This window comes from Arcicella sp. LKC2W (genome assembly GCF_034931005.1).
GTDB lineage: Bacteria > Bacteroidota > Bacteroidia > Cytophagales > Spirosomataceae > Arcicella.
On the sequence record NZ_JAYGIN010000005.1, the window covers coordinates 161577 to 181997 of the forward strand.

The window sequence follows — 20421 nt, forward strand, 5'->3', positions numbered from 1 at the left end:
TTCAATTGCCTACTTTTTATTTCCTCTCTTTGGGTAATTCGTTAATTTATGATATTGTCAAACTTTCTTGCTCTAAACGACTACATGATAATTTAATGATTGACAAGAAAGAAATTAGCGAATCAAATCCAACAAAATCCTTCTACCATTAGTCGTGTCTTCTAAGTAGTAAGGTAAAAATCAAAAAAATATGTCGTTTAACGTAATTACGAAAAAAATAACAATGCCCGATGGTAAAGAAGTTACCATCGAAACAGGCAAACTTGCAAAACAGGCAGATGGTTCTGTGGTCGTGAGAAGCGGAAATATGATGTTGTTGGCTACAGTTGTATCAAGCCAAACAGCAAAAGAAGGTGTTGATTTCCTTCCTTTATCAGTTGATTATCAAGAAAAATTTGCCTCTGCTGGTAAAATTCCAGGAGGTTTTTTACGCCGTGAATCAAAACTTTCAGATTATGAAGTTTTGGTAAGCCGTTTAGTAGATAGAGCTTTACGCCCTACTTTCCCTTCAGATTATCATGCAGATACACAAGTTGCAATCTCTATGATTTCTGCGGATTCAGAAGTTTCTCCAGATGCTTTTGCAGGTTTAGCAGCAGCAGCAGCGTTAGCAGTTTCTGATATTCCATTTAACGGTCCAATTTCTGAAGTTCGTGTTGCTAAAATCAAAGGAGAGTTTGTTGTGAACCCTACAATTGCTCAGATTGTAGAAGCAGAAATGGAACTTTTGGTAGCTGCAAATGCTAACGATATTTTAATGGTTGAGGGTGAAATGCAAGAATCTTCGGAAGAAGATATGTTGACAGCCTTGAGACTTGCACATGACGCTATTAAAGTGCATTGTGCTGCATTAGTTGAATTGACGATTGAAGTTGGCAAAACTGAAAAACGTGTTTATTGTCACGAAACACATGATGAAGATTTAAGAAAATCACTTTGGGAAGGTTACTACGATAAATTTTATGAAGTTGCTAAATTAGCAAATCCAAGTAAAAGCGGTCGTAGAGAATCATTCAAAGCTGTTGAGGCAGAATACTTTGATGCTTTGCCAGAAGATTCAACGGTAAATAAATCATTAGCGAAAGTTTATTTCCATGATATTGAGAAAGAAGCAGTTCGCCAAATGGTTATTACTGAACGTTTCCGTTTAGACGGTCGTAAATTAGATGAGATTCGTCAAATCACTTGTGAAATTGATTATTTGCCTTCTCCACACGGTTCAGCCGTATTTACTCGTGGTGAAACACAATCATTGACTACCGTTACTTTAGGTACGAAAATGGATGAGCAAATTGTTGATTCTGCAATGGTTTCAGGATATAACCGCTTTATGTTACACTATAACTTCCCAGGTTTCTCAACGGGTGAAGTTAAGCCAAACAGAGGGCCAGGTCGTCGTGAAGTTGGTCATGGTAATTTAGCCATGCGTGCCATCAAAAAAGTATTACCTCCAGACTCTGAAAATCCATACACAATCCGTGTAGTTTCTGATATTCTTGAATCAAACGGTTCGTCATCAATGGCAACAGTATGTGCAGGAACGTTAGCATTAATGGATGCAGGTATCAAAATTAAAGCTCCTGTTTCGGGTATTGCAATGGGTTTAATTTCTGACCCAAAAACTGGTAAATATGCAGTTCTTTCTGATATTTTAGGAGATGAAGACCACTTAGGTGACATGGACTTTAAAGTAACTGGTACTGAAAATGGTATCACAGCTTGTCAAATGGACATTAAAGTTGATGGACTTTCTTATGATGTTTTGGTTGAAGCATTGAACCAAGCAAAACAAGGACGTTTGCACATTTTGGGCAAAATGAAAGAAGCGATTGCCACTCCAAGACCTGAATTGAAACCACAAACGCCAAGAGCGATGGTTATCAAAATCATGAAAGAGCAAATTGGTGCAGTAATCGGGCCTGGTGGAAAAGTTGTTCAAGATATTCAAAAACAATCTGGTGCTACGGTAACAATCGAAGAAAAACCAGATGGAGGGTATGTATCTATTTTCTCAGCTAACAAGGAGTCTATGGACAAAGCCGTTAGTATGGTAAAAGGTATTGTGATGATTCCAGAAGAAGGTGAAATTTATGACGGTGTTGTCAAATCAATCATGCCTTTCGGAGCATTCGTTGAATTCTTGCCTGGTAAAGATGGTCTATTACACATTTCAGAAATTAAATGGGAACGTCTTGAAACAGTAGAAGGAGTTCTTCAAATTGGAGAGCAAGTAAAAGTGAAATTGATTGAGGTTGATAAGAAAACTGGTAAATATCGTCTTTCAAGAAAGGCTCTTTTACCAAAACCAGAGAAGAATTAGAACAAATTTTAAAGCTTTTACGTTATTCTTTTAAGATATTCAATACCAAACGATTATAAAAAGTAGTTTTAATACTTATATAATTGTTTGGTTTTGTGCCTAAAGCGAATAAAAGGACGCTTTACACGGAATCCACTTTTTTACAACAGTAGAACGGTTTTGTTAACCAATTAAAAAATATGAGACAGCTAAAAATTAGTAAGCAGATTACTAACAGAGAAAGTCAATCTCTTGACAAGTATCTACAAGAAATCGGTAAGGTGGATTTGTTGACACCAGAGGAGGAAGTTATTTTAGCTCAAAAAATCCGTGATGGAGACCAACTTTCATTAGAAAGACTTACGAAAGCAAACTTGCGTTTCGTAGTTTCTGTTGCGAAACAATATCAAAATCAAGGACTTAGTTTAGGTGACCTTATCAATGAAGGGAATTTAGGTTTAATTAAAGCAGCACAACGTTTTGATGAAACTCGTGGTTTTAAATTTATTTCTTATGCTGTTTGGTGGATTCGTCAGTCAATTTTACAAGCTTTGGCTGAGCAATCACGTATTGTACGTTTGCCATTAAACCGTGTAGGTTCTCTAAATAAAATCTCGAAAACGTTTTCAGAATTAGAGCAGAAGTTTGAACGTGAGCCAACACCTGAAGAATTAGCGGAGGTTTTAGAAATTTCTACGGGTGAAGTTGTTGATACTTTGAAAATCTCAGGTCGTCATGTCTCAATGGATGCGCCTTTTGTTCAAGGTGAAGAAAACTCTTTGTTGGACGTTTTAGAAAATGACGGTGAAGATAAACCAGATTCAGGTTTGATTAACGATTCATTACGTCGTGAAGTTCAGAGAGCTTTGTCAACTTTAACGCAACGTGAAGCCGACGTAGTTACTTTATATTTCGGATTGAATGGAGAACACGCCATGACTTTAGAAGAAATTGGTGAGAAATTTAATCTTACTCGTGAACGTGTACGTCAGATTAAAGAAAAAGCCATCCGTCGTTTACGTCATACTTCAAGAAGTAAGGCTTTGAAGACTTATTTAGGATAGATTTTTTGAGTATTATGAAAAACGCCACAGCAAATAATTGCTGTGGCGTTTTTTGTAACTCATACTTTAGTCTATATAATAAAATTGTTATTTACAGACTAAAGTCTGTGTTACGAAGACTATTCCAAATCCTTTCCAGCAAAAGCCAAACATTGCATGGCTGCCAAACTCCATTGAGCCACGGCATTGGTAGAAATAGAAATGCCCTCTTCAATTGGATTAAGGACGGTTGGAGTTTCAATCTTTTTTATTTGCATCGAAGGTTTTTTTATGCCTCCTTCACCTGCGTAAAATTCTTTCCACGCTCGTTTACTTAATGTTGCATTATTGCCACGTTTTGCGGCAAAAGCGGTCAGTTTGGCGTGTCCTTGTTGGAGATTTAATTTTGATAAAGTTTCCCCTAAAGCTGCTTTTTGTTCTTCGGCAGTACCATTGTATAGCTGACAATATTGTAACCATGCTTTTTCAAAAATAGGCATATCAACAGTTTCAATGAGTTCTGCACAAATTTCTGCTAAACCAAATGCAGCACTTAAATGCGAAACAGAAATTTTAGTAGCACTTTCCAGTTGAAATTTACCTGTTGATAAATCCATCGTTGCTCCACCTACAAAAAAACCGTGCGGTTGTTCGGCAATGGTTCGCATACTATTCAATAATTTCTCTTTTATTTTAGGGTTTTCGGTGCGTTCCCATTCGGTAAACCATGCCGAAGACAAAGCTCCCCAATCTGTTCCAAAAGAGATACTGGCTAATTCAGAAGTTGCCGTATTTTCAGCCGCTTTTTGTCCGATTTTTCTGCCTGGAACTATCATTCTGAGTGTTTTGTCGGCATTTACTTGCTCTCGCATCAAATCACCGACTCTCTCATCTGCGGTCAGATAATAATAAAAACGACGATTAGCAGCCGTACTAATACGTAATTGCTTGGCGGAACAGCCCCAATGTTGAACATTATGGCGTGACCCCAAGGGACTAAAACGCCCAATATGATGCACATCAACTTCGCCTGTATGGCGGGTCATGGCTTCTGCCATTCTGAAAACATCATTTCTGCCCGTTCTCAGAAAATAATACCAAAGCCATAAATCCGTTGAAAGTTCGGAATTATCCCACGCAAAACCACCCACATCATATCGCCATACATGACGGTCGTGGTCGTAGGTGTGCATGACATCACCAAAATTCCAGAAACCGTACCAACGATGCTGGTCAATTTGTTTTTTATAATAATCAAAATAAAAATCTAATTGATTTTCAATCTCTGCTTTTTTTGCCGTTGATTTATCGGGAATCGTAAAACCACTACCAAAAATTCCGACATTGGTAAGATATTCAGGACTGGCAACTAAAAGCGACGGATGTTGAATTTGTTCAGCAATATCCAATAATAACGCTTTTGAAGGCGTTTCTGCTAATGCCCAAATTTGTAATTCGCTGGTACGTGCCACGCCAAAAGGTCTGCCAAATTCGGGTTCGTAATCTTCATAAGTAATATCCAAAGCATCCAATTGTTTGGCATGAGTATCTTGTTCCATGCCATCGTGATAAAAACGTAAATCCATTGCTGAGGCTTTGGGAGCCCACAGCCACATCGTGATTTCGCCTAAATCGGTATGAGCATTTTTGATGTCCAATTGTGCGGGGTGACTTTGCCAAAAATTACGAATTCCAAAGGCAAGACCACCTTTTGGCGTACCGAGATAAGCCGTTCCGTTGGCACGTCCACCATAAGCTGATTGTAGCCAAGAATGCCCCGATTTTGTTCTTTTCTGAATATCAAAAGCATCAGGAGTGCTTTGAAATAGGGTATAGTCACCAAAAGCAGGAATATAATTGATATTTTTAAGTACATTCTCTGGAATTTGGGTCGCTGATTTTCCAGCCAACTGAGCATCCAAAGCCGTTCGTCCAGTATCTCTTCGTAGTCCCGATAATCCTTGAACTGCTTCGGCAAAAATACCCTTATTTTCGCCTACAAACCGAATGTGACGGTCGTACAAAGCCTCTTTTAAAGGTACGGAGAAACGAATTCCTAAGCCTTTAATAAAATCTTTGTTTTCATCACCATCATAAATAATGGTGTGAATTATGCGGATAGATTCTGTTTCGGCATAAAAATACAAACGAACAATAAATGGCAATAATCGTTTGTTAGCAGTATTTTCGTGTGAGCCTTCAATCTTGATAACGGCTCTAATTTCACCACTTTGTTCTACGGAAACTTTATCAATTTTTCCGTCAAATGTTTCAATTTTAAATGCTTCTGTTTGGTCAACATTATCTTGTACCGATAACACCAATTTACCATTTTGGGCAACCACTGTTCCGCCGTTACTCAGCGATTTTATTAACGTTTGTCCGCTTTTATTGATTTCGCACTGTATTTTCCCTGTATCAATTTTGATAAGATTTCCCGATTCTTGTACAGATAATGCTTGTCTTGGTTTTATTGTTTTACCAATAGTTAACTGCAAATTTTCCGATAATTTTTCATGATTAGTAATCGCATGAGCTGTCCATTTCAAACTGCCATCAGGCCAATACGCCAATGCCCAAGATTGAGTAGGAATTTGATTGCTATTACTTGTTAAGGTAAATTCAGTACCTTTTTTTACTTGTCCTTTTGCCCAAGGTACACCCCAAGTAGTTCCTTTAAAAAGAGGAGATGCTTGCTTATCTAACCAATTGAGTGGTACAATTCCAGCGGGAGGTAAAATCGTTTTTTGAGCAGTAGTATTTGCCAAAGATGACGCTAAAGGTAAACCCGCAACGGCAATCGCTGAATTTTTGACAAATGCTCTACGAGTAAAAGAAAAGGGTGATTTCATATTTTTTATCTGGTCATTAATATGTTTAGTCGATAATAGATTTAAAAGCATTTTTGACCTTATTTTTACCCAATTGTTAGTTTTTTAACATTATTTTCAATGAATTTTTATCAAATATTAGTATTAAAAATGAAGACTATCAATGAATTAGGCATAATATTTTGGGTGTTAATAATCGGGATTCTTACCTCATGTACCCGTCAAAATATAGCGAAAAATAGGATTTTTACAGAAGATTTTCATGGAATATTAAATGCCAAAAGGTGGATTACAGAAATAGAGCCATTGCCTAATTCAAGGGTATTCACGCAGAATAATAAACTTGTGTTGGATACAAAAGGCGGTGTAACAGTTTGGTATAACCAAGCATTGACGGGAAATTATGAGATTTTATTTAAACGAAAAGTTGTAGTAGCGGATGGGAAAAATGACCGTTTATCTGATTTAAACGTATTTTGGTTAGCACAAAGCCTCGATAACAGTAATTTATTTACTCGAACAGGGAAATTTGAAGACTATGACTCCCTCAATATGTATTACGTAGGCATGGGCGGAAATACCAATACCACCACTCGTTTTAGGAAGTACGAAGCCAATGTCCAAAGAAAACTTTTAGCAGAGAAAAACGAAGCAAAATATTTATTAAAGTCCAATCATGACTATCAAATCAAGATTGTAGTGAAGGATAAAACAACGAGTTTTTGGGTAGATGGAGAAATGTTTTTTCAAGCAACGGACGAATATTTTCCAAGCCAGTCATATTTTGGCTTTCGTTCTACATTTTCACATCAAGAGATTTGGGATTTTAAGGTTGTGAAGTAATAAAAACGCCAATCAAAAAGGTTTTGATTGGCGTTTTGTATAGGTTATTGGTTGCAATACTTTAAGCAATATTTAGAACAATGAGAGAATAATCATATTTTACGGTAGCCTAACTTTATATCTCGGAACATCCTTCTTGTTTTTTTTTAGTTTTTTTGCTACATTATATGCTTGTTGAGAAGTCATTAATTCAGTTAATATCCCTTTTGTCCTTAACACCGTTACCTCTTGTGTAAATTTCTCAGTTTCAGTATTACTTATGTTCAATGCTTTAAAAATATCATTACTTGAAATTTGTTTATCGCCAAGTCCAAGTAAAACAATTTTTTTCTGATTTTTTGATAAGTTGAAATTGTCAAATTGTAGTAACCATTCTACTTGTTTGGTACTAAAAATGGTCTTATTTGAAAGTGTAACTCTAAACCAAAGTCCATTTGAATATAATTCAGGTTTTTCAAGTTCTTGTTCGTGCATTAGAGTGAAAATTCTTTTCATACCTTCTCCAAGTTCTCGCATTAACTTGTTTTCTCTTAAAACCCTTGCTATCAGAGAATTTCGGGATTCGTGAGAACCCTCTAATTCATATAAATTTTTAACTGTCAAGGTTGAAATCAAAGCACCTGGGCTTTTAATTTCCATTCTATCATTGAAAATGTAAATTTCAATAGCATTGGCAATACTATAATCTCTATGTGCAATTGCGTTCAAAATAGCTTCTCGGACAGCATCTTCTGGATAAATGTATTTTTGTTCAAATTGAGAATTAGTTCCAAATTCAGTTTTATAAGCTAAGGAGGACCGTAAATGTTCCCAAGATTTAATTACTAATTCAAAAATATTCCCCTTTACTGTATCATCGCTTACAACATTATATTTTTCTCCTGCCTCTAATGTATTGCCTTTTACTTTAAGAAATCGTACCTGACTTCTTGGATGCCATCTATCTATATCAGTCGCAAACAGTAGCAAAGCTGCTCTTTTTAATCTAAGTCCATTTTGGGCATATTCAGCCAATCCAATTTGCTGTAAATATCTTTCAATGCTTAGCCCTTTAATATATTGGTCAGCAATGCCTTGAAGCAGTCTAACATCTAAATCTGTAACATTTGCACCATCAACAAATTGGCTATCATATTCTCTTGATTTAATTTCTTGTCTTTCAAATTGTATCTGGTCAACAGATGCAGGCATCGTGGATTTATCTTTTCGTCTAACACACCGCCCATCTGGGAGTTGATAAATCATTGTAGTCCCTTTGTTTACCGAAAAATATAAAATTGTTTTGTGGTCTAAAACGAGCTTATTGGCATTATTTAATGGAAGTTGCTGACCTTGATATACATGTGTGTGAATAGAATTGAGCATTATTTGAATATCTTCCTCAGAATGAGGAATTCCTGTAATTGTTCCATCATCTTCCACACCAACTAATATTGCCCCACCATCAGCGTTAGAAAATGAAACTAATGCTTCTCCTATGTCAGCACATATTAATTTCGTTAATCTTTGTTTTTTATTATCGGGTCGTCCTTCCAAAGCTGATTTAAACTCTCTAAAATGGCTTTCACCAAGGATCAGAGTGTTTCGAACTTTGTCCGCTAATAATAATATGTCGTCCATAAGTTTTAATTCTGAAAATTTATGCTGTGCAAATATTTACTATAAAGTTACTATTATTTTCTTTGTTTACGACGTTTTGGATTGAATCCCAAACCCTAATTTCACCTACAAGTCAATTTTCTCTCAAAATTCCGTAATTTTGCACTTTATTACAAAAAGTTACAAAATGAAAAAGAAAGTTGAAATTCTTGCCCCTGCCAAAAACCTTTTTCAAGGAATGGCTGCCATTAATGCGGGTGCAGATGCTGTATATATTGGTGCTCCACAATTTGGAGCGAGAACTAATGCCGCCAATTCTATTGAAGATATTTCTGAAATGGTAAGGTATGCCCATCTCTTTAAGGCTCAAGTTTTTGTGGTTATTAATACTATTTTGTATGATAATGAATTGGAGGCCTGCAAAAAACTAATTTATCAACTTTATGATATTGGCGTTGACGCACTTATTGTACAGGATATGGCAATTATGGAAATGGATTTACCGCCAATTGTTATTCATGCCAGTACACAAGCCAATAACAGAGATGCCAAACACGTAAAATTCTTGAAGGATGCAGGAATGAAAAGGGTTGTGTTGGCAAGAGAATTGAATTTAGACCAAGTCCGTGAAATTAGCGAAGCAACCGATGTGGAATTAGAATTTTTCGTTTCTGGTGCTTTATGTGTGGCTTTTAGTGGTAATTGTTACATGAGTGTTGCCAATGGCGAGCGTAGTGCTAACCGAGGTTCTTGCGCTCAAAACTGTCGCTTGCCGTATCAGTTAATTGATGGAACGGGTAAAACCTTAATTGCTAATAGCCATTTATTATCCATTAAAGATTTAGATTTGAGTGACCAATTGCCCAATTTAATTGAAGCTGGTGTTACGTCTTTTAAGATTGAAGGTCGTTTGAAAGACATTGTTTACGTAAAAAATAATACTTCTTATTTGCGTAAAAAATTAGATAGCTTCTTGGAAGGAAACGAGAAGTTTGAAAAGGCTTCTTCGGGTAGAACGTTCTATAATTTTGAGCCAGAAATGGACAGAAGTTTTAATAGAGGCTATACCGATTATTTTGTCAATAAACGTAAAGAGAAAATTGGCTCATGGGAAAGTCCGAAATCGCAAGGGCAATTGATTGGTAAGTTGTTGGAAGTGAAGGCAAACGGATATGTTATTGAAAACTACGAAAAACTAAATAATGGCGATGGACTATTTTTCGTTAATGAAAATGGTGAACCCGACGGAGTTCAAATAAATATTATTGTCAACGATGTGGTTGTACCTAATTCCTTCAAGTCGTTACCTGTTGGAACTGTCATTTATAGAAATTCGGATGCTGAATTTAATAAAATGGTTGAGAAAGAAAATAGTGCGGTTCGTAAAATTGGCGTAAGCTTAAAATTTACTGAAACAGCCGACGGTTTTCAATTATTGGCGATTGACGAAGATGGACACCAAAGCGTACAAAGTTTTCAGGCTGCTAAAGAATTAGCGAAAAGTCAAGAATCTGTCATTCCAAATATTAAAAAGAATATCGCAAAAACAGGAAATACGCCTTTTATTGTTGATAATGTTGAAGTAGAATTATCAGAAAATTGGTTTTTGCCTATTTCAAAAGTAAATGAAATCAGACGTGAAGCGTTAGAACAATTGGTAGAAATTCGGGTGAAAGAATATCACAGAGAAGAATATCAAATCACGAAAACTGACCACCCTTATCCCGTACAAAAACTTGATTTTATGTACAATGTGTCGAATAAAATGGCGAGAGCTTTTTATAAACGTCACGGAGTAACTGAAATTGAAAAGGCGTTTGAATTGCAATGGGATCCAGGAAAAGCACGAGTAATGACGACCAAATATTGCGTAAAATACGAATTAGGTAAATGTGCAAGATTTCAACGTGAAACAATAGGAGAGAAGTTAGTTGAACCTTTGACCCTGAAACATGGGGAGAATGAATACAAACTAAAATTCAATTGCAAACCTTGTGAAATGGAAATCTGGGAAAAAGATGCGGAGTTGGAATATGAAGATGAGGATGAGCAGTTAGGGTATTCTCCAAGAAGGTGATAAAAAACCTCCAAAAACAATTTTGTTGTTTTTGGAGGTTTTTTTATTGGATTTTTCTTTTTAAAAAATAAGAAGTGAGAATAGTGATGATTAAAAGAATGAGTCTGCCCGATAAAAGCCCCAAATCGTAATCAGCGTTGCTTCTACTATATTTTAGCAGACCATCCATAATGGAAATGAATAGTCCTATTGCCACAATTATGGATAGGTAAAATAAGTTTTTTTTCATTGAAAAGAATTTGGGAGTGAAGAATACCCTCACTCCCAAATAACTGATTATTTCGTTACGGTAGTAGTTGTCGGTGTGTAAATACCGAATGTAATTCCAGAAATTAATCCATTTACAAATGATTGTCTTGTGAAGACGGTGTAGTTTTCAGCACCTCCTGCCATTGCTTTTGAGTCAGAAACTCCAACTGGTGCCAATCCACCAATTACGTAGTGATTCCACTGAGTAACTTGTGTGTTGCCTTGAGCTCCTTTTCCTACAACACTTGTGTAAGAGTAACATGACGTAAGTAATGCAGACGATACCATTGCAATAGTTAAAAATTTTAGTGTTTTTTTCATTGTTGTAAAATTAAATTGTTTTGATTTACTCAAAATAGAGTGGCTTTTATTCAGTGGTGTTATTTATTTGGAAACTTTTAACTATGCTTTAGTTTGGTATTTAATCACCTCAACACCAAACTTTCTCAAAAACTCAACTCCCTCATCTTTTCCTATCTTTTTATATTCAGCGTAAGAATTAAGAAAAATTACTTTTGAAATTTTCATGCTATAAATAATTCTTGCACAGGCAATGCAGGGAGAAAGCGTAACGTAAATCGTTGAACCCTCAATTAATGCACCGTTTTTGGCAGCGTACAAAATGGCATTTTGTTCAGCGTGAAGTGCTAAAGAACAACTCCCTTTTGAATCTCGCTCGCAGCCATCAACAGGAAATTCAATGTCGCAGTTGTGCGTCCCTGCTGGCGGACCGTTGTAGCCAATGGAAATGATTCGGGTATCTTTGGTCAGAACTGCCCCAACTTGTGCTTTGATACAATGTGAACGTTTAGCAAGATTAATAGCCAAGTCCATAAAAATATCGTCAAAATCTGGTTTTTGCATATTTGGTGGTTTTGAGTTTAGAAGTTTAAAATTGATGAGTTTAAAGTTAATTCTCATAAACTTTAAACTCACTAAAATTAATGCTGAACGCCACCCGCACCATGTACGTGTCCGTGTTCAATTTCAGATTGAGTAGCATCTCTTACGTCCAAAATTGTTCCTTTAAAAAACATTTCTTTATCGGCCAAAGGATGGTTAAAGTCCATTCTTACAAATTCTGCTTCAACGGCTAATACTCTGCCATTCAATTGATTACCGCCGTCGTCAGTCATTGGTAGGTAATTGCCAACTTCCAACATTTCTTCTACATATTCACCATCAACTTTAAAAATATCTTTCGGTAATTCTACAATTGCCGTTGGGTCATATTCACCATATCCATCTTCGGCTGGGATTGAAAACTCAAAGGTATCTCCAACAGAAAGACCTTCAATATTTTCTTCAAAGGCTTCAGGTAAGCCACTCATCCCCTGAATAAATGCCATAGGGTCTTCTTGCTCAACGGTTTCAATTAGTTCTTTTTCTCCATCGGCATCGGTTACGGTTAATTCATACATTAACGTAACAACTTTTTCATTCGTAATTTGCATTATGCTAAGTTTTTAAAATGATTCACGAAGTTAATCATATCCCATAAAAAGGTAACAGTTTTTGCTTAACTTTATGATTAAGAAATTAAAAAAACTATCCATTTGAATTTTTTAGCACATACTTATCTCTCTGGCAACGATGACGACCTTAAAATAGGTAATTTTTTAGGCGATTTTGTAAAAGGTCGTTTGAATAAATTGCAAAATTCTCCATATTCAGAGGGAATTATTCGAGGCATGGCTTTACATCGAGAAATTGACTTTTTTACAGATTCTCATCCAATTGTGCGGCAAAGTATTGACCGTTTACAACCAAAATATCATAAGTTTTCAGGCATTGTGGTAGATATGTTTTACGATAATGTTTTGGCAAAGAATTTTCATCATTATTCTGACCAAACGCTTTTCGATTATAGTCAGCAGTTTTACGAACTCTTAACACTGAGGAAAGATGAAATTCCCGAACCAATGGAAAGAATGGTCAATTCGATGATAAAAAGAAATTGGTTTACAAGTTATGCTACTTATGAAGGCATCGAATGGTCTTTGACGGGCATTTCTCAACGATTGAGTTTTAAATCTGGAATCGAAAATGCTACGGAAGATTTGAAAAATGATTATGATTTGTATGAAATTGAATTTAGAGAGTTTTTTCCCCAATTGATTGAACATTGCCAGAAGTTTATAAATACTAATCCCTATTACCAAAATGCCTAAATCTGCTGCTGACGTTTTAAAAGATTTAAAGAAAAAAGTTTATTCTCCTTTGTATTTGCTTCATGGAGATGAACCGTATTACATAGATAAAGTATCCGATTATATTGAAGAAAATGCCCTTTCTCCTTCTGATAGAAGCTTTAACCAATTTGTGTTTTTTGGTAAAGATTTGACCGTTCCCGCTTTGATTTCGCACGCAAAGCGTTTTCCGATGATGGCGGAACGTCAGTTGATTTTGGTGAAAGAGGCTCAAGGTTTACAAGGTATTGAGCAGAAAGAAATGCAAGTTGCCTTAGAGAATTACGCCAAAAATCCGCTTACTTCAACGGTTTTAGTATTGGTTTTTAAGGCTTCGGCGGATGAGCGTAAAACATGGGTGAAAACCTTTGATAAAACGGGTATTTTGATGACTTCAAAGAAGTTTTACGATAATAAAATTCCCGATTGGATTCTTGAATATTGTCATGAACATGGACTGAAAATCAGCCGAAAAGCGATAGAAATGTTGGTTGAAAACGTTGGAAATGACTTAAAAAGATTAGCTTCTGAAATTGACAAAATCATGCTCAATTTGCGAATTGACGAAGAAATTAACGCTCAAGTCGTAGAAAAATACGTTGGAATTAGCAAAGAATATAACTACTTTGAATTTCAGAAAGCCTTAATAAATCGGGATGTTTTGCGAGCCAATCAAATTATCAATTTCTTTGCTTCCAATCCGAAAGATAATCCACTTGCCCCAATTGTACTTTTGTTATATAATTTCTTTTCAAAAGTGCTTTTGACTCATGCTACACAAGATAAATCAGAGCGGAATTTGGCGGTAGTTTTAGGGGTAAATCCATTTTTTACCAAAGACTACATTTCTGCGGTTCGTAATTATAATTTATCAAAAGTAGTTCAGATAATTGGAGAGATTAAAAAGTTAGATTTGAAGTCGAAAGGAGTGGAGAGCGGTTCTTTGAGCGATGGTGAAGCCTTACGAGAAATGACTTTTAAAATTTTACATTGAGATTTTAAATATTTGAAGACGGGCTATAATTTCCGAAAACATTTGAAAGCATCTGAGGTTAGAAACTTAGATGCTTTTTTTGTTCACTTTATTAAAATTCAACCATGTCAAAAAATATATTAATTGTTGGGGCAAGTTCTGGAATTGGTTATGAAACCGCTAAATCATTATTATCAAAGGGTTACCAAGTGTTTTCCGCTTCAAGAAATCAACCAGATTTAGCAGAAATTACACATTTAACTTGGGATGCACAAAATGCCGATGCAAGTGTTTTTGCTACCCTTCCCGAAACTTTAGACGGTGTAGTTTATTGTCCAGGTACTATTAATTTAAAGCCGTTTCACCGTTTGAGTCAAGAAGATTTTAAAAATGATTTTCAAGTAAATGTACTGGGTGCGATTTCGATAATTCAGGCGGTTTTACCCAAATTAAAAAAATCAGAAAGTGCTTCAATCGTTTTGTATAGCACAGTTGCTGTAAAAATTGGGATGGGGTTTCACGCTTCGGTTGCAGCATCCAAAGGGGCAATTGAAGGTTTAACACACTCATTGGCGGCAGAGTTAGCACCTGCAAAAATTAGAGTAAATTGTATTGCCCCTTCATTAACAGATACTCCTTTGGCAAAAAATCTGTTATCAAGTGATGAAAAGAAAGAAGCTTCCAATAAGCGTCACCCAATTGGACGTTTTGGCACTTCGGCAGACATTGCCAATATCACAAGTTTTTTAATTTCAGATGATTCAACGTGGATAACGGGACAAATTTTAGGAGTTGATGGCGGTATGGGGTCAATAAAAATGATGTAATCCGATGCTTCCGTATCGAATTTTATACCATTTAAAAAATATTTTGAGTGATTCATCCTAATTTCACAAACAGCATCAAAGTTTTATGTACTTTGGTGCTGTTTTAATTTTCATCCTTAAACAATTTAACAAATGAGCTTTTTACTTTTCTTTTTCGTTTTTGCTGCCATTGTGGTTTTTCTCTCCATTGTGGTTGTTAATCAAGGTACAGTGGCGGTTATTACCATTTTCGGAAAATATCAACGAATCATGACGCCAGGATTGAATTTCAAAATTCCATTTATCGAATTTATTTTCAAAAGAATTTCTATCCAAAATCGTTCAATGGAGCTTGATTTTCAAGCTATTACTTCCGACCAAGCTAATGTTAATTTTAAAGCGATGTTAGTGTATGCAGTTGTCAATCAAGACGAAAATACTATCAAAAACGTGGCGTTTAAATACATGGATGAACGCTCTTTTATGCAGGCTTTAATCCGCACAGTTGAAGGAACAATCAGAGCATTTGTAGCGACCAAGAAACAAGCGGAGGTACTTTTATTGAGAGGGGAGATTGTGCAGAATGTAAAATTAGAATTGGACGAAACCCTTGAACAATGGGGTTATCATTTAATTGATTTGCAATTGAATGATATTGCTTTTGATGAATCAATTATGCGTTCGATGGCTCAAGTTGTGGCATCAAATAACTTGAAAGCAGCAGCAGAAAACGAAGGTCAGGCATTATTAATTACCAAAACGAAAGCCGCTGAAGCAGAAGGAAATGCCATTAGAATTTCGGCAGAGGCAGAAAAAATTGCTTCTCAATTGCGTGGACAAGGTGTGGCATTATTCCGTGAGGAAGTAGCAAAAGGTATGGCTGAATCGGCAAAAGTAATGGCAGATGCTAATTTAGACTCTTCATTAATTTTATTCTCGATGTGGACAGAAGCCGTTAAACATTTTGCTGAACAAGGCGAAGGTAACGTTATTTTCTTGGACGGTTCAACCGAAGGAATGGAAAAAACGATGAAACAAATCATGGCAGTTCAACAATTGAAAAGTAATGATTTAGGTAAATAATTGAAATGATAGCTTGAACATTAAAAAAGCAGAATGGAGTCCATTCTGCTTTTTTAATGTTATTATTGGATATGTAAACTGAACAATGTCAAGATTTCTTATCGGTTCTTCGGGGCTTGGGCAATTAATTATCCAATTATCAAAGTGGTCACAAATTTTTGGTAAACTCAAAAGCTTAACGCTCCGTAATTAAATTTATACGGCCCATCTTTTTTAAACCCTAATTTTTTATAAAATTCAGAAGCACCAGTATTTTCATTTGCGACCAACCAAATTTTTGTATTTTCATTATTGCAAATACTTTTTAACAACGACTTTGCTATCCCTTTTTTTCTTTCGTTTGAGTCCACAAAAAGCTCTTGAACATAGACAAGGATTTCCGAATGCCATGGGTATGAATATGCAAAAATTCCTCCAATGATTATGTTATTTTCAATAGCAATAAAACATAGATTGGGTTCTATATCAAGAAATCTTTTGAGATATTTATGAGCATCAAACTCGTTCCAATCTTCTTTATATTGAGGTTCAGCATATACCCGAACAAGTAATCTTGCACAATCTTCTAAATTTTCAACTTTACAATTGATTATCTGCATATTTTATAAACTTGAAATATTATTCTTATTTAGTAATCTTGGTCAATAGTTTGGGCTTCTTATACTTGCACGCAATGCTGAATGTTTTTTCAGGATAGGAAATAGAATTCCGTCCGCTCAAATGCTTACAAATGTTTAATTATTTATCAAATTATGAATTACTTACGTTCGCCTATTTTGCAAAAATATACTGTTGTGTACTGGGCATTTACTCGGATTAGTAATTCTCCCAATTTCTCTTCGTATTGCAATTTGCACTTGTTTGTAAGTTGGAAATATTAAGTCTGTTGGTCGTAGGAATGCTTCGCTAAACCCACGACCAAGCTCAAATATTCTTTACGGTTTTAGGGAAAAACTAAAATCAGTTATTCACATTTGTATGTAAATGTAGAATTGTCAGATGCTGAACCAGTCATTAACCTTCTTTTTAATTTATCTCCGTCAACTTCAAATGTGAAATTAAAAGTCGAACCTAAAAAACCACCTGAATTATATCTTTTAAGGGTTTTAATTAGATTTTTTGATTTTTTTCCAAGATTGTATATGAACCAAATATCGCCAGAGAAAAAACCAAAATTACCTTCATCAAGGAAATTGAATAATATTGGAGATTTTTGAAAATTAGGTTGTTCCAAATTAAGTTTATCTGCATAATATTCCATCTCATAGCTTATTTCTGGCGTGTTATTAAAATCTGTTCTTTTAGAAGTGATTTTTATGGGATTTCCAGCATCATAAGTTACATCATACTGAAAAACGCCTGATATAAATTTAATCAAATATCCATCATCATTATATTCAAAACTATAATCACTCGATCTTTTACTGTAAATATCGTATGTAGATAAATTAGTTACTTGTGAAGTACCATTTAGTGTCCAAGTAGATTTTACATATTCAGAATAGTTGTAAGGAGTTGCATTCACTATTATTTTATTACCTGAATAAATAACGGTGTCTTTCTCCAATTGAAATGTCCCTTGCCTTCTAATTATACCAGAAATTTTTCCTTGTTTATCATAATTTATATTGGCGGTTATGTCTTTAAATTCGTCTCTAACTGACGTAACATAACAATTAGGTACTGCTTTGGGGGTGGTTGTATCCTCTGTTTTTTTGCAACTGAGTAGCAATATAAAAAAGACAGGTAGTAAATGTTTTTTGTGCATGATTAATAATATTTGTTTTAGTGTTTGTTTTGCTTTAAATGTAAAAGATATTCCATGATACAATCGCTATCAAAAAAATCTTTGTATTTGTCCATAATTGTAAACAATTTGATTGAGGAGTGTATTTTTTGCATAGCACCCAACGTACAGGGCTTTGTGCAGGTTGGGAAATAGAATTCCATCTGCCTTGAACCGCTGCTAATTAAAAATATAAAGTTGAAGTTAAGTACAAAAGTTCAGTGATGTACCTCAAGCCCGAACAAAAGCTGAATAGAATTACAAATGCTCATTGTTATTCCGTCTGCCCAACTTGCACAAAACCCAATGTTGCCTGCTGGCGTTTTATCGTAGCTTGATTTCTTCAATTCGGGTTTCGATGTCTTTGCAGTCAAAGCCTGTCCGTTCTTTTTTATAAAACGCTAACAGGTTGTAATGATATGAATTGAATGGAACTGTCGAAACCAAATTGTCCAACTCTTCAAAAAAATCATCGTCATTATTTACAAAAACCCTAATTCTTTTGAAAAACCAAACTCCAAGTTGAGCTAAAAAGTCTGGGTTAAAAAACATTGCAATTAGTCTGTGTCTAAATTTTGGTTTTATCAACGAACTGTCCATTGAAAGTATTCTCTTTAAAACAGAACCGTCTTTAAACTTTACTCCGTTGTCTAAATTGTCGAAATACTTACCAATCCCTTTGTTGATAGCAGTTTTGTTAGTCTTAACTTTTAGTAATTCAAAAATTTCAAATGTCCAATATGTATCAAATTCATCTTTGGATTTGAACTCTTTTACTTTGCTACTATTGAAATTTAAGTTTATTCTTAAAAGTTCTTTTGATGCTTCAAAAAGAATGTTTTTTGCAGTCTGTAAATCTTTTGCGTAAATAATTTGGTCGTCTGCGAAACGAATATATTTTGCTCCAACCTTGTCGCAAATTGAACTCATTGCTAAGTCGTAATCTTGTAGATAGAAGTTTGCTAAAATTCGTGAGCAATCGCCAATTTCGTCTTGTGGAATTCCAACAGTCTTCTGATTATAACCTTCTAATTTTTTATTCCAATTCTGTAAAAAATGAAAAAGTAATGTAACAACGTCTTGTTTGGCTTTTGGCACAACGTGTCTTATTTTCTTTTCAAGTATTGTCAAATTGATACAGTCGTAAAAATTTGCAATATCCAAATTAATAAAGCACTCCCAATCATCTACATCTCTGTAAGTTTTAGCAATGTTTTGAAATGATTGCCATTCGCTAACCCAAGAAAGGTCGTTAATTGTATTGAATGGCATATAGTCAAGTTCAAGAATTTCTTGCTCTTCTTTTAACCTAATTGGATTACCCAATGTCCAACCACCAAAAGTGCCATCTACTCGGTTTATTGCGATTTCATTTTCTAAAAGTTTAATGCAAAGAAAATATACACAATAGTCTTCCCTTGAAAAAGTTGGAACATACCTTGAAATTCCGTTGTGTTTGTTTATTACAATATATTCTCTTGGATTTTTTGGGTTGTAAGTGTATTCTGTAATTCCTAAATAAAGTTCGTCAAGAAATTTTGATTTGGTTGGTGTCGTAGGAAAAGGTACGATACTGTCTTTCAGTTTTGCCCAAAATTTAGAAGCAGTTATTTTGTCGAATGAAGCTCTGTCTATTTTCATTGAAATTATTTAGGGTGTCGCAGTACGCTTGCAGGCAACGAGCGTATAACCGCCATAAGCTGTAAGAATTTGGTTATTTTTAGCGTCTATCCAACCGATTTGGAATATAACCGCCACAGATTGTTTTTTGAAAATAAAATAAATTTGATAGTTTTCTCAATAGCACTTATTTACTACTCATACTAATTCGATTGAATAATGGTTTGTGCGAAAGAAGAGGAATGTAGGAAGGTGATAAAATCAGTATAGAGTATTTCATTAGTTTTGGGTTTAAAAATTATAGAATTGATTCTGAATATGTAGAAGTTTGCAATATTAAAGGTTGAAAATCCATCTTCGAAAAAGACAAAATCAAGACAACCAGGCAAAACAATAATGGAGTTGCAATCTTTTTCATAGAAAGATAAAGTTTAAAATTATGCAAATATACTTTGAATGTCAATTCAGTGTTAGCGTAGAATTACCTAATGTGAGCCTTCAGTCCTAAAAAATAGTTCACGCTCTTTCTCCCAAAAACTCATTGTGTAGTTGAACCATATCAATTTCTAAGTAATTGACCAGTTCTCTTGGATAAGTCCATCCCACAATTGCTGCTATTGAGTGTTCTCTCATTCCACCAAAATTGTATTTGAATGAAATACCCGAACTCCTACCAAGCTTTGAAGATACGGTCATTGTTATCCCTGCTTTGACACACGCCTGTTTTATGTAGCGATTGATAGTAGTTTGCTTTGTATGGGGCATTTGTTCAATAGAGCCGTATTTCTGAATGATTTGAAGGGCTGTTTCGGACAATGGAATAATCTGTATTTGATTATTCTCCTCAATTCGCTTTACACGAGGTTTTATAATCCATGACTGTCCATTACCCATCATCAGGTAATAATAAATAGAGCCATAACCTGCACTTTTTTTCGTTTTGGTCTGCGAATACTTGAAATAGAAAGAGATTTTCATTGGGTTGTAAGGAGTGTTAAAGTGCATTGTTTTTAGGGGTTTTTG

General features: G+C 35.1%; 18 protein-coding genes. 8 read left to right on the forward strand and 10 right to left on the reverse strand.

All coding sequences use genetic code 11. The annotated features are described in order from the left end of the window. The first annotated feature begins 190 nt into the window (after nucleotides 1–190). Complete coding sequence (gene pnp / locus VB796_RS05880) at nucleotides 191–2320, forward strand: polyribonucleotide nucleotidyltransferase (protein WP_323345587.1); 2130 nt, start codon at nucleotides 191–193, stop codon at nucleotides 2318–2320. 179 nt (nucleotides 2321–2499) lie between these two features. Continuing rightward, nucleotides 2500–3363, forward strand: coding sequence for a sigma-70 family RNA polymerase sigma factor (locus tag VB796_RS05885; protein WP_109744482.1), 864 nt, complete (start codon nucleotides 2500–2502; stop codon nucleotides 3361–3363). Nucleotides 3364–3482: 119 nt separating this feature from the next. On the opposite strand, the gene VB796_RS05890 is transcribed toward VB796_RS05885, so the two are convergent. Next, nucleotides 3483–6194 carry a Tat pathway signal sequence domain protein gene (locus VB796_RS05890; RefSeq protein WP_323345588.1) on the reverse strand — a complete coding sequence of 904 codons (2712 nt, stop codon included), beginning with the start codon at nucleotides 6192–6194 and terminating at the stop codon, nucleotides 3483–3485. 129 nt (nucleotides 6195–6323) lie between these two features. Between VB796_RS05890 and VB796_RS05895 the strand changes: the two genes are divergently transcribed. Continuing rightward, nucleotides 6324–7016 carry a DUF6250 domain-containing protein gene (locus VB796_RS05895; protein ID WP_323345589.1) on the forward strand — a complete coding sequence of 231 codons (693 nt, stop codon included), beginning with the start codon at nucleotides 6324–6326 and terminating at the stop codon, nucleotides 7014–7016. Nucleotides 7017–7115: 99 nt separating this feature from the next. Here the strand turns inward: VB796_RS05895 and VB796_RS05900 are convergent, their stop codons facing one another. Next, on the reverse strand, nucleotides 7116–8636 hold the full coding sequence (locus tag VB796_RS05900; RefSeq protein ID WP_323345590.1) for an ATP-binding protein: 1521 nt from the start codon (nucleotides 8634–8636) through the stop codon (nucleotides 7116–7118). Nucleotides 8637–8802: 166 nt separating this feature from the next. On the opposite strand from VB796_RS05900, the gene VB796_RS05905 reads away from it, so the two are divergent. After that, a complete protein-coding gene (locus tag VB796_RS05905; RefSeq protein ID WP_323345591.1) occupies nucleotides 8803–10692 on the forward strand; it encodes a U32 family peptidase in 1890 nt (629 codons plus the stop codon). Between the two features lie 43 nt (nucleotides 10693–10735). On the opposite strand, the gene VB796_RS05910 is transcribed toward VB796_RS05905, so the two are convergent. The 4 genes from VB796_RS05910 to VB796_RS05925 all read right to left on the reverse strand — a co-directional run bounded on the left by VB796_RS05910 (nucleotide 10736) and on the right by VB796_RS05925 (nucleotide 12395). Next, entirely contained in the window at nucleotides 10736–10921 is a 186-nt protein-coding gene (locus VB796_RS05910) for a hypothetical protein (RefSeq protein WP_323345592.1), read from the reverse strand. A 47-nt stretch (nucleotides 10922–10968) separates the two neighbouring features. After that, nucleotides 10969–11262 carry a Bor family protein gene (locus tag VB796_RS05915; RefSeq protein WP_323345593.1) on the reverse strand — a complete coding sequence of 98 codons (294 nt, stop codon included), beginning with the start codon at nucleotides 11260–11262 and terminating at the stop codon, nucleotides 10969–10971. 81 nt (nucleotides 11263–11343) lie between these two features. Continuing rightward, nucleotides 11344–11805 carry a dCMP deaminase family protein gene (locus VB796_RS05920; protein WP_323345594.1) on the reverse strand — a complete coding sequence of 154 codons (462 nt, stop codon included), beginning with the start codon at nucleotides 11803–11805 and terminating at the stop codon, nucleotides 11344–11346. 77 nt (nucleotides 11806–11882) lie between these two features. Beyond that, on the reverse strand, nucleotides 11883–12395 hold the full coding sequence (locus tag VB796_RS05925; RefSeq protein ID WP_323345595.1) for a peptidylprolyl isomerase: 513 nt from the start codon (nucleotides 12393–12395) through the stop codon (nucleotides 11883–11885). 102 nt (nucleotides 12396–12497) lie between these two features. Here VB796_RS05925 and VB796_RS05930 point away from each other — a divergent pair, with 102 nt between their 5' ends. From VB796_RS05930 to VB796_RS05945, 4 genes are all read left to right on the forward strand, one after another. Beyond that, on the forward strand, nucleotides 12498–13112 hold the full coding sequence (locus tag VB796_RS05930; RefSeq protein WP_323345596.1) for an ACP phosphodiesterase: 615 nt from the start codon (nucleotides 12498–12500) through the stop codon (nucleotides 13110–13112). Next, nucleotides 13105–14124 (forward strand): DNA polymerase III subunit delta, encoded by a 1020-nt coding sequence (gene holA, locus VB796_RS05935; protein WP_323345597.1) that lies wholly within the window; start codon nucleotides 13105–13107, stop codon nucleotides 14122–14124. The genes VB796_RS05930 and holA overlap by 8 nt, the downstream gene beginning before the upstream one ends. A 104-nt stretch (nucleotides 14125–14228) precedes the next feature. Continuing rightward, nucleotides 14229–14930 (forward strand): SDR family oxidoreductase, encoded by a 702-nt coding sequence (locus VB796_RS05940; RefSeq protein ID WP_323345598.1) that lies wholly within the window; start codon nucleotides 14229–14231, stop codon nucleotides 14928–14930. Between the two features lie 132 nt (nucleotides 14931–15062). Further along, nucleotides 15063–15992: an SPFH domain-containing protein gene (locus VB796_RS05945; protein WP_323345599.1), complete on the forward strand. Its 930-nt coding sequence runs from the start codon at nucleotides 15063–15065 to the stop codon at nucleotides 15990–15992. A 167-nt stretch (nucleotides 15993–16159) separates the two neighbouring features. Here VB796_RS05945 and VB796_RS05950 read toward each other — a convergent pair whose 3' ends face one another. The 4 genes from VB796_RS05950 to VB796_RS05965 form a co-directional block, all read right to left on the reverse strand. Further along, entirely contained in the window at nucleotides 16160–16591 is a 432-nt protein-coding gene (locus VB796_RS05950) for a GNAT family N-acetyltransferase (protein ID WP_323345600.1), read from the reverse strand. Nucleotides 16592–16956: 365 nt separating this feature from the next. Next, entirely contained in the window at nucleotides 16957–17760 is an 804-nt protein-coding gene (locus VB796_RS05955) for a DUF4595 domain-containing protein (RefSeq protein ID WP_323345601.1), read from the reverse strand. Between the two features lie 342 nt (nucleotides 17761–18102). Next, a complete protein-coding gene (locus VB796_RS05960) occupies nucleotides 18103–19419 on the reverse strand; it encodes an RNA-directed DNA polymerase (protein WP_323345602.1) in 1317 nt (438 codons plus the stop codon). 495 nt (nucleotides 19420–19914) lie between these two features. Continuing rightward, nucleotides 19915–20403: a hypothetical protein gene (locus VB796_RS05965; protein ID WP_323345603.1), complete on the reverse strand. Its 489-nt coding sequence runs from the start codon at nucleotides 20401–20403 to the stop codon at nucleotides 19915–19917. Between the last annotated feature and the right edge of the window lie 18 nt (nucleotides 20404–20421).

Bases quoted from the DNA above. Each gene is read 5' to 3' on its own strand.
- VB796_RS05885 (WP_109744482.1), top strand. From the start codon at position 2,500: ATGAGACAGCTAAAAATTAGTAAGCAGATTACTAACAGAGAAAGTCAA.
- holA (WP_323345597.1), top strand. From the start codon at position 13,105: ATGCCTAAATCTGCTGCTGACGTTTTAAAAGATTTAAAGAAAAAAGTT.
- VB796_RS05920 (WP_323345594.1), bottom strand. From the start codon at position 11,805: ATGCAAAAACCAGATTTTGACGATATTTTTATGGACTTGGCTATTAAT.
- VB796_RS05905 (WP_323345591.1), top strand. From the start codon at position 8,803: ATGAAAAAGAAAGTTGAAATTCTTGCCCCTGCCAAAAACCTTTTTCAA.
- VB796_RS05925 (WP_323345595.1), bottom strand. From the start codon at position 12,395: ATGCAAATTACGAATGAAAAAGTTGTTACGTTAATGTATGAATTAACC.
- VB796_RS05965 (WP_323345603.1), bottom strand. From the start codon at position 20,403: ATGCACTTTAACACTCCTTACAACCCAATGAAAATCTCTTTCTATTTC.
- VB796_RS05915 (WP_323345593.1), bottom strand. From the start codon at position 11,262: ATGAAAAAAACACTAAAATTTTTAACTATTGCAATGGTATCGTCTGCA.
- VB796_RS05890 (WP_323345588.1), bottom strand. From the start codon at position 6,194: ATGAAATCACCCTTTTCTTTTACTCGTAGAGCATTTGTCAAAAATTCA.
- VB796_RS05940 (WP_323345598.1), top strand. From the start codon at position 14,229: ATGTCAAAAAATATATTAATTGTTGGGGCAAGTTCTGGAATTGGTTAT.
- VB796_RS05945 (WP_323345599.1), top strand. From the start codon at position 15,063: ATGAGCTTTTTACTTTTCTTTTTCGTTTTTGCTGCCATTGTGGTTTTT.
- VB796_RS05910 (WP_323345592.1), bottom strand. From the start codon at position 10,921: ATGAAAAAAAACTTATTTTACCTATCCATAATTGTGGCAATAGGACTA.
- VB796_RS05955 (WP_323345601.1), bottom strand. From the start codon at position 17,760: ATGCACAAAAAACATTTACTACCTGTCTTTTTTATATTGCTACTCAGT.
- pnp (WP_323345587.1), top strand. From the start codon at position 191: ATGTCGTTTAACGTAATTACGAAAAAAATAACAATGCCCGATGGTAAA.
- VB796_RS05895 (WP_323345589.1), top strand. From the start codon at position 6,324: ATGAAGACTATCAATGAATTAGGCATAATATTTTGGGTGTTAATAATC.
- VB796_RS05950 (WP_323345600.1), bottom strand. From the start codon at position 16,591: ATGCAGATAATCAATTGTAAAGTTGAAAATTTAGAAGATTGTGCAAGA.
- VB796_RS05900 (WP_323345590.1), bottom strand. From the start codon at position 8,636: ATGGACGACATATTATTATTAGCGGACAAAGTTCGAAACACTCTGATC.
- VB796_RS05960 (WP_323345602.1), bottom strand. From the start codon at position 19,419: ATGAAAATAGACAGAGCTTCATTCGACAAAATAACTGCTTCTAAATTT.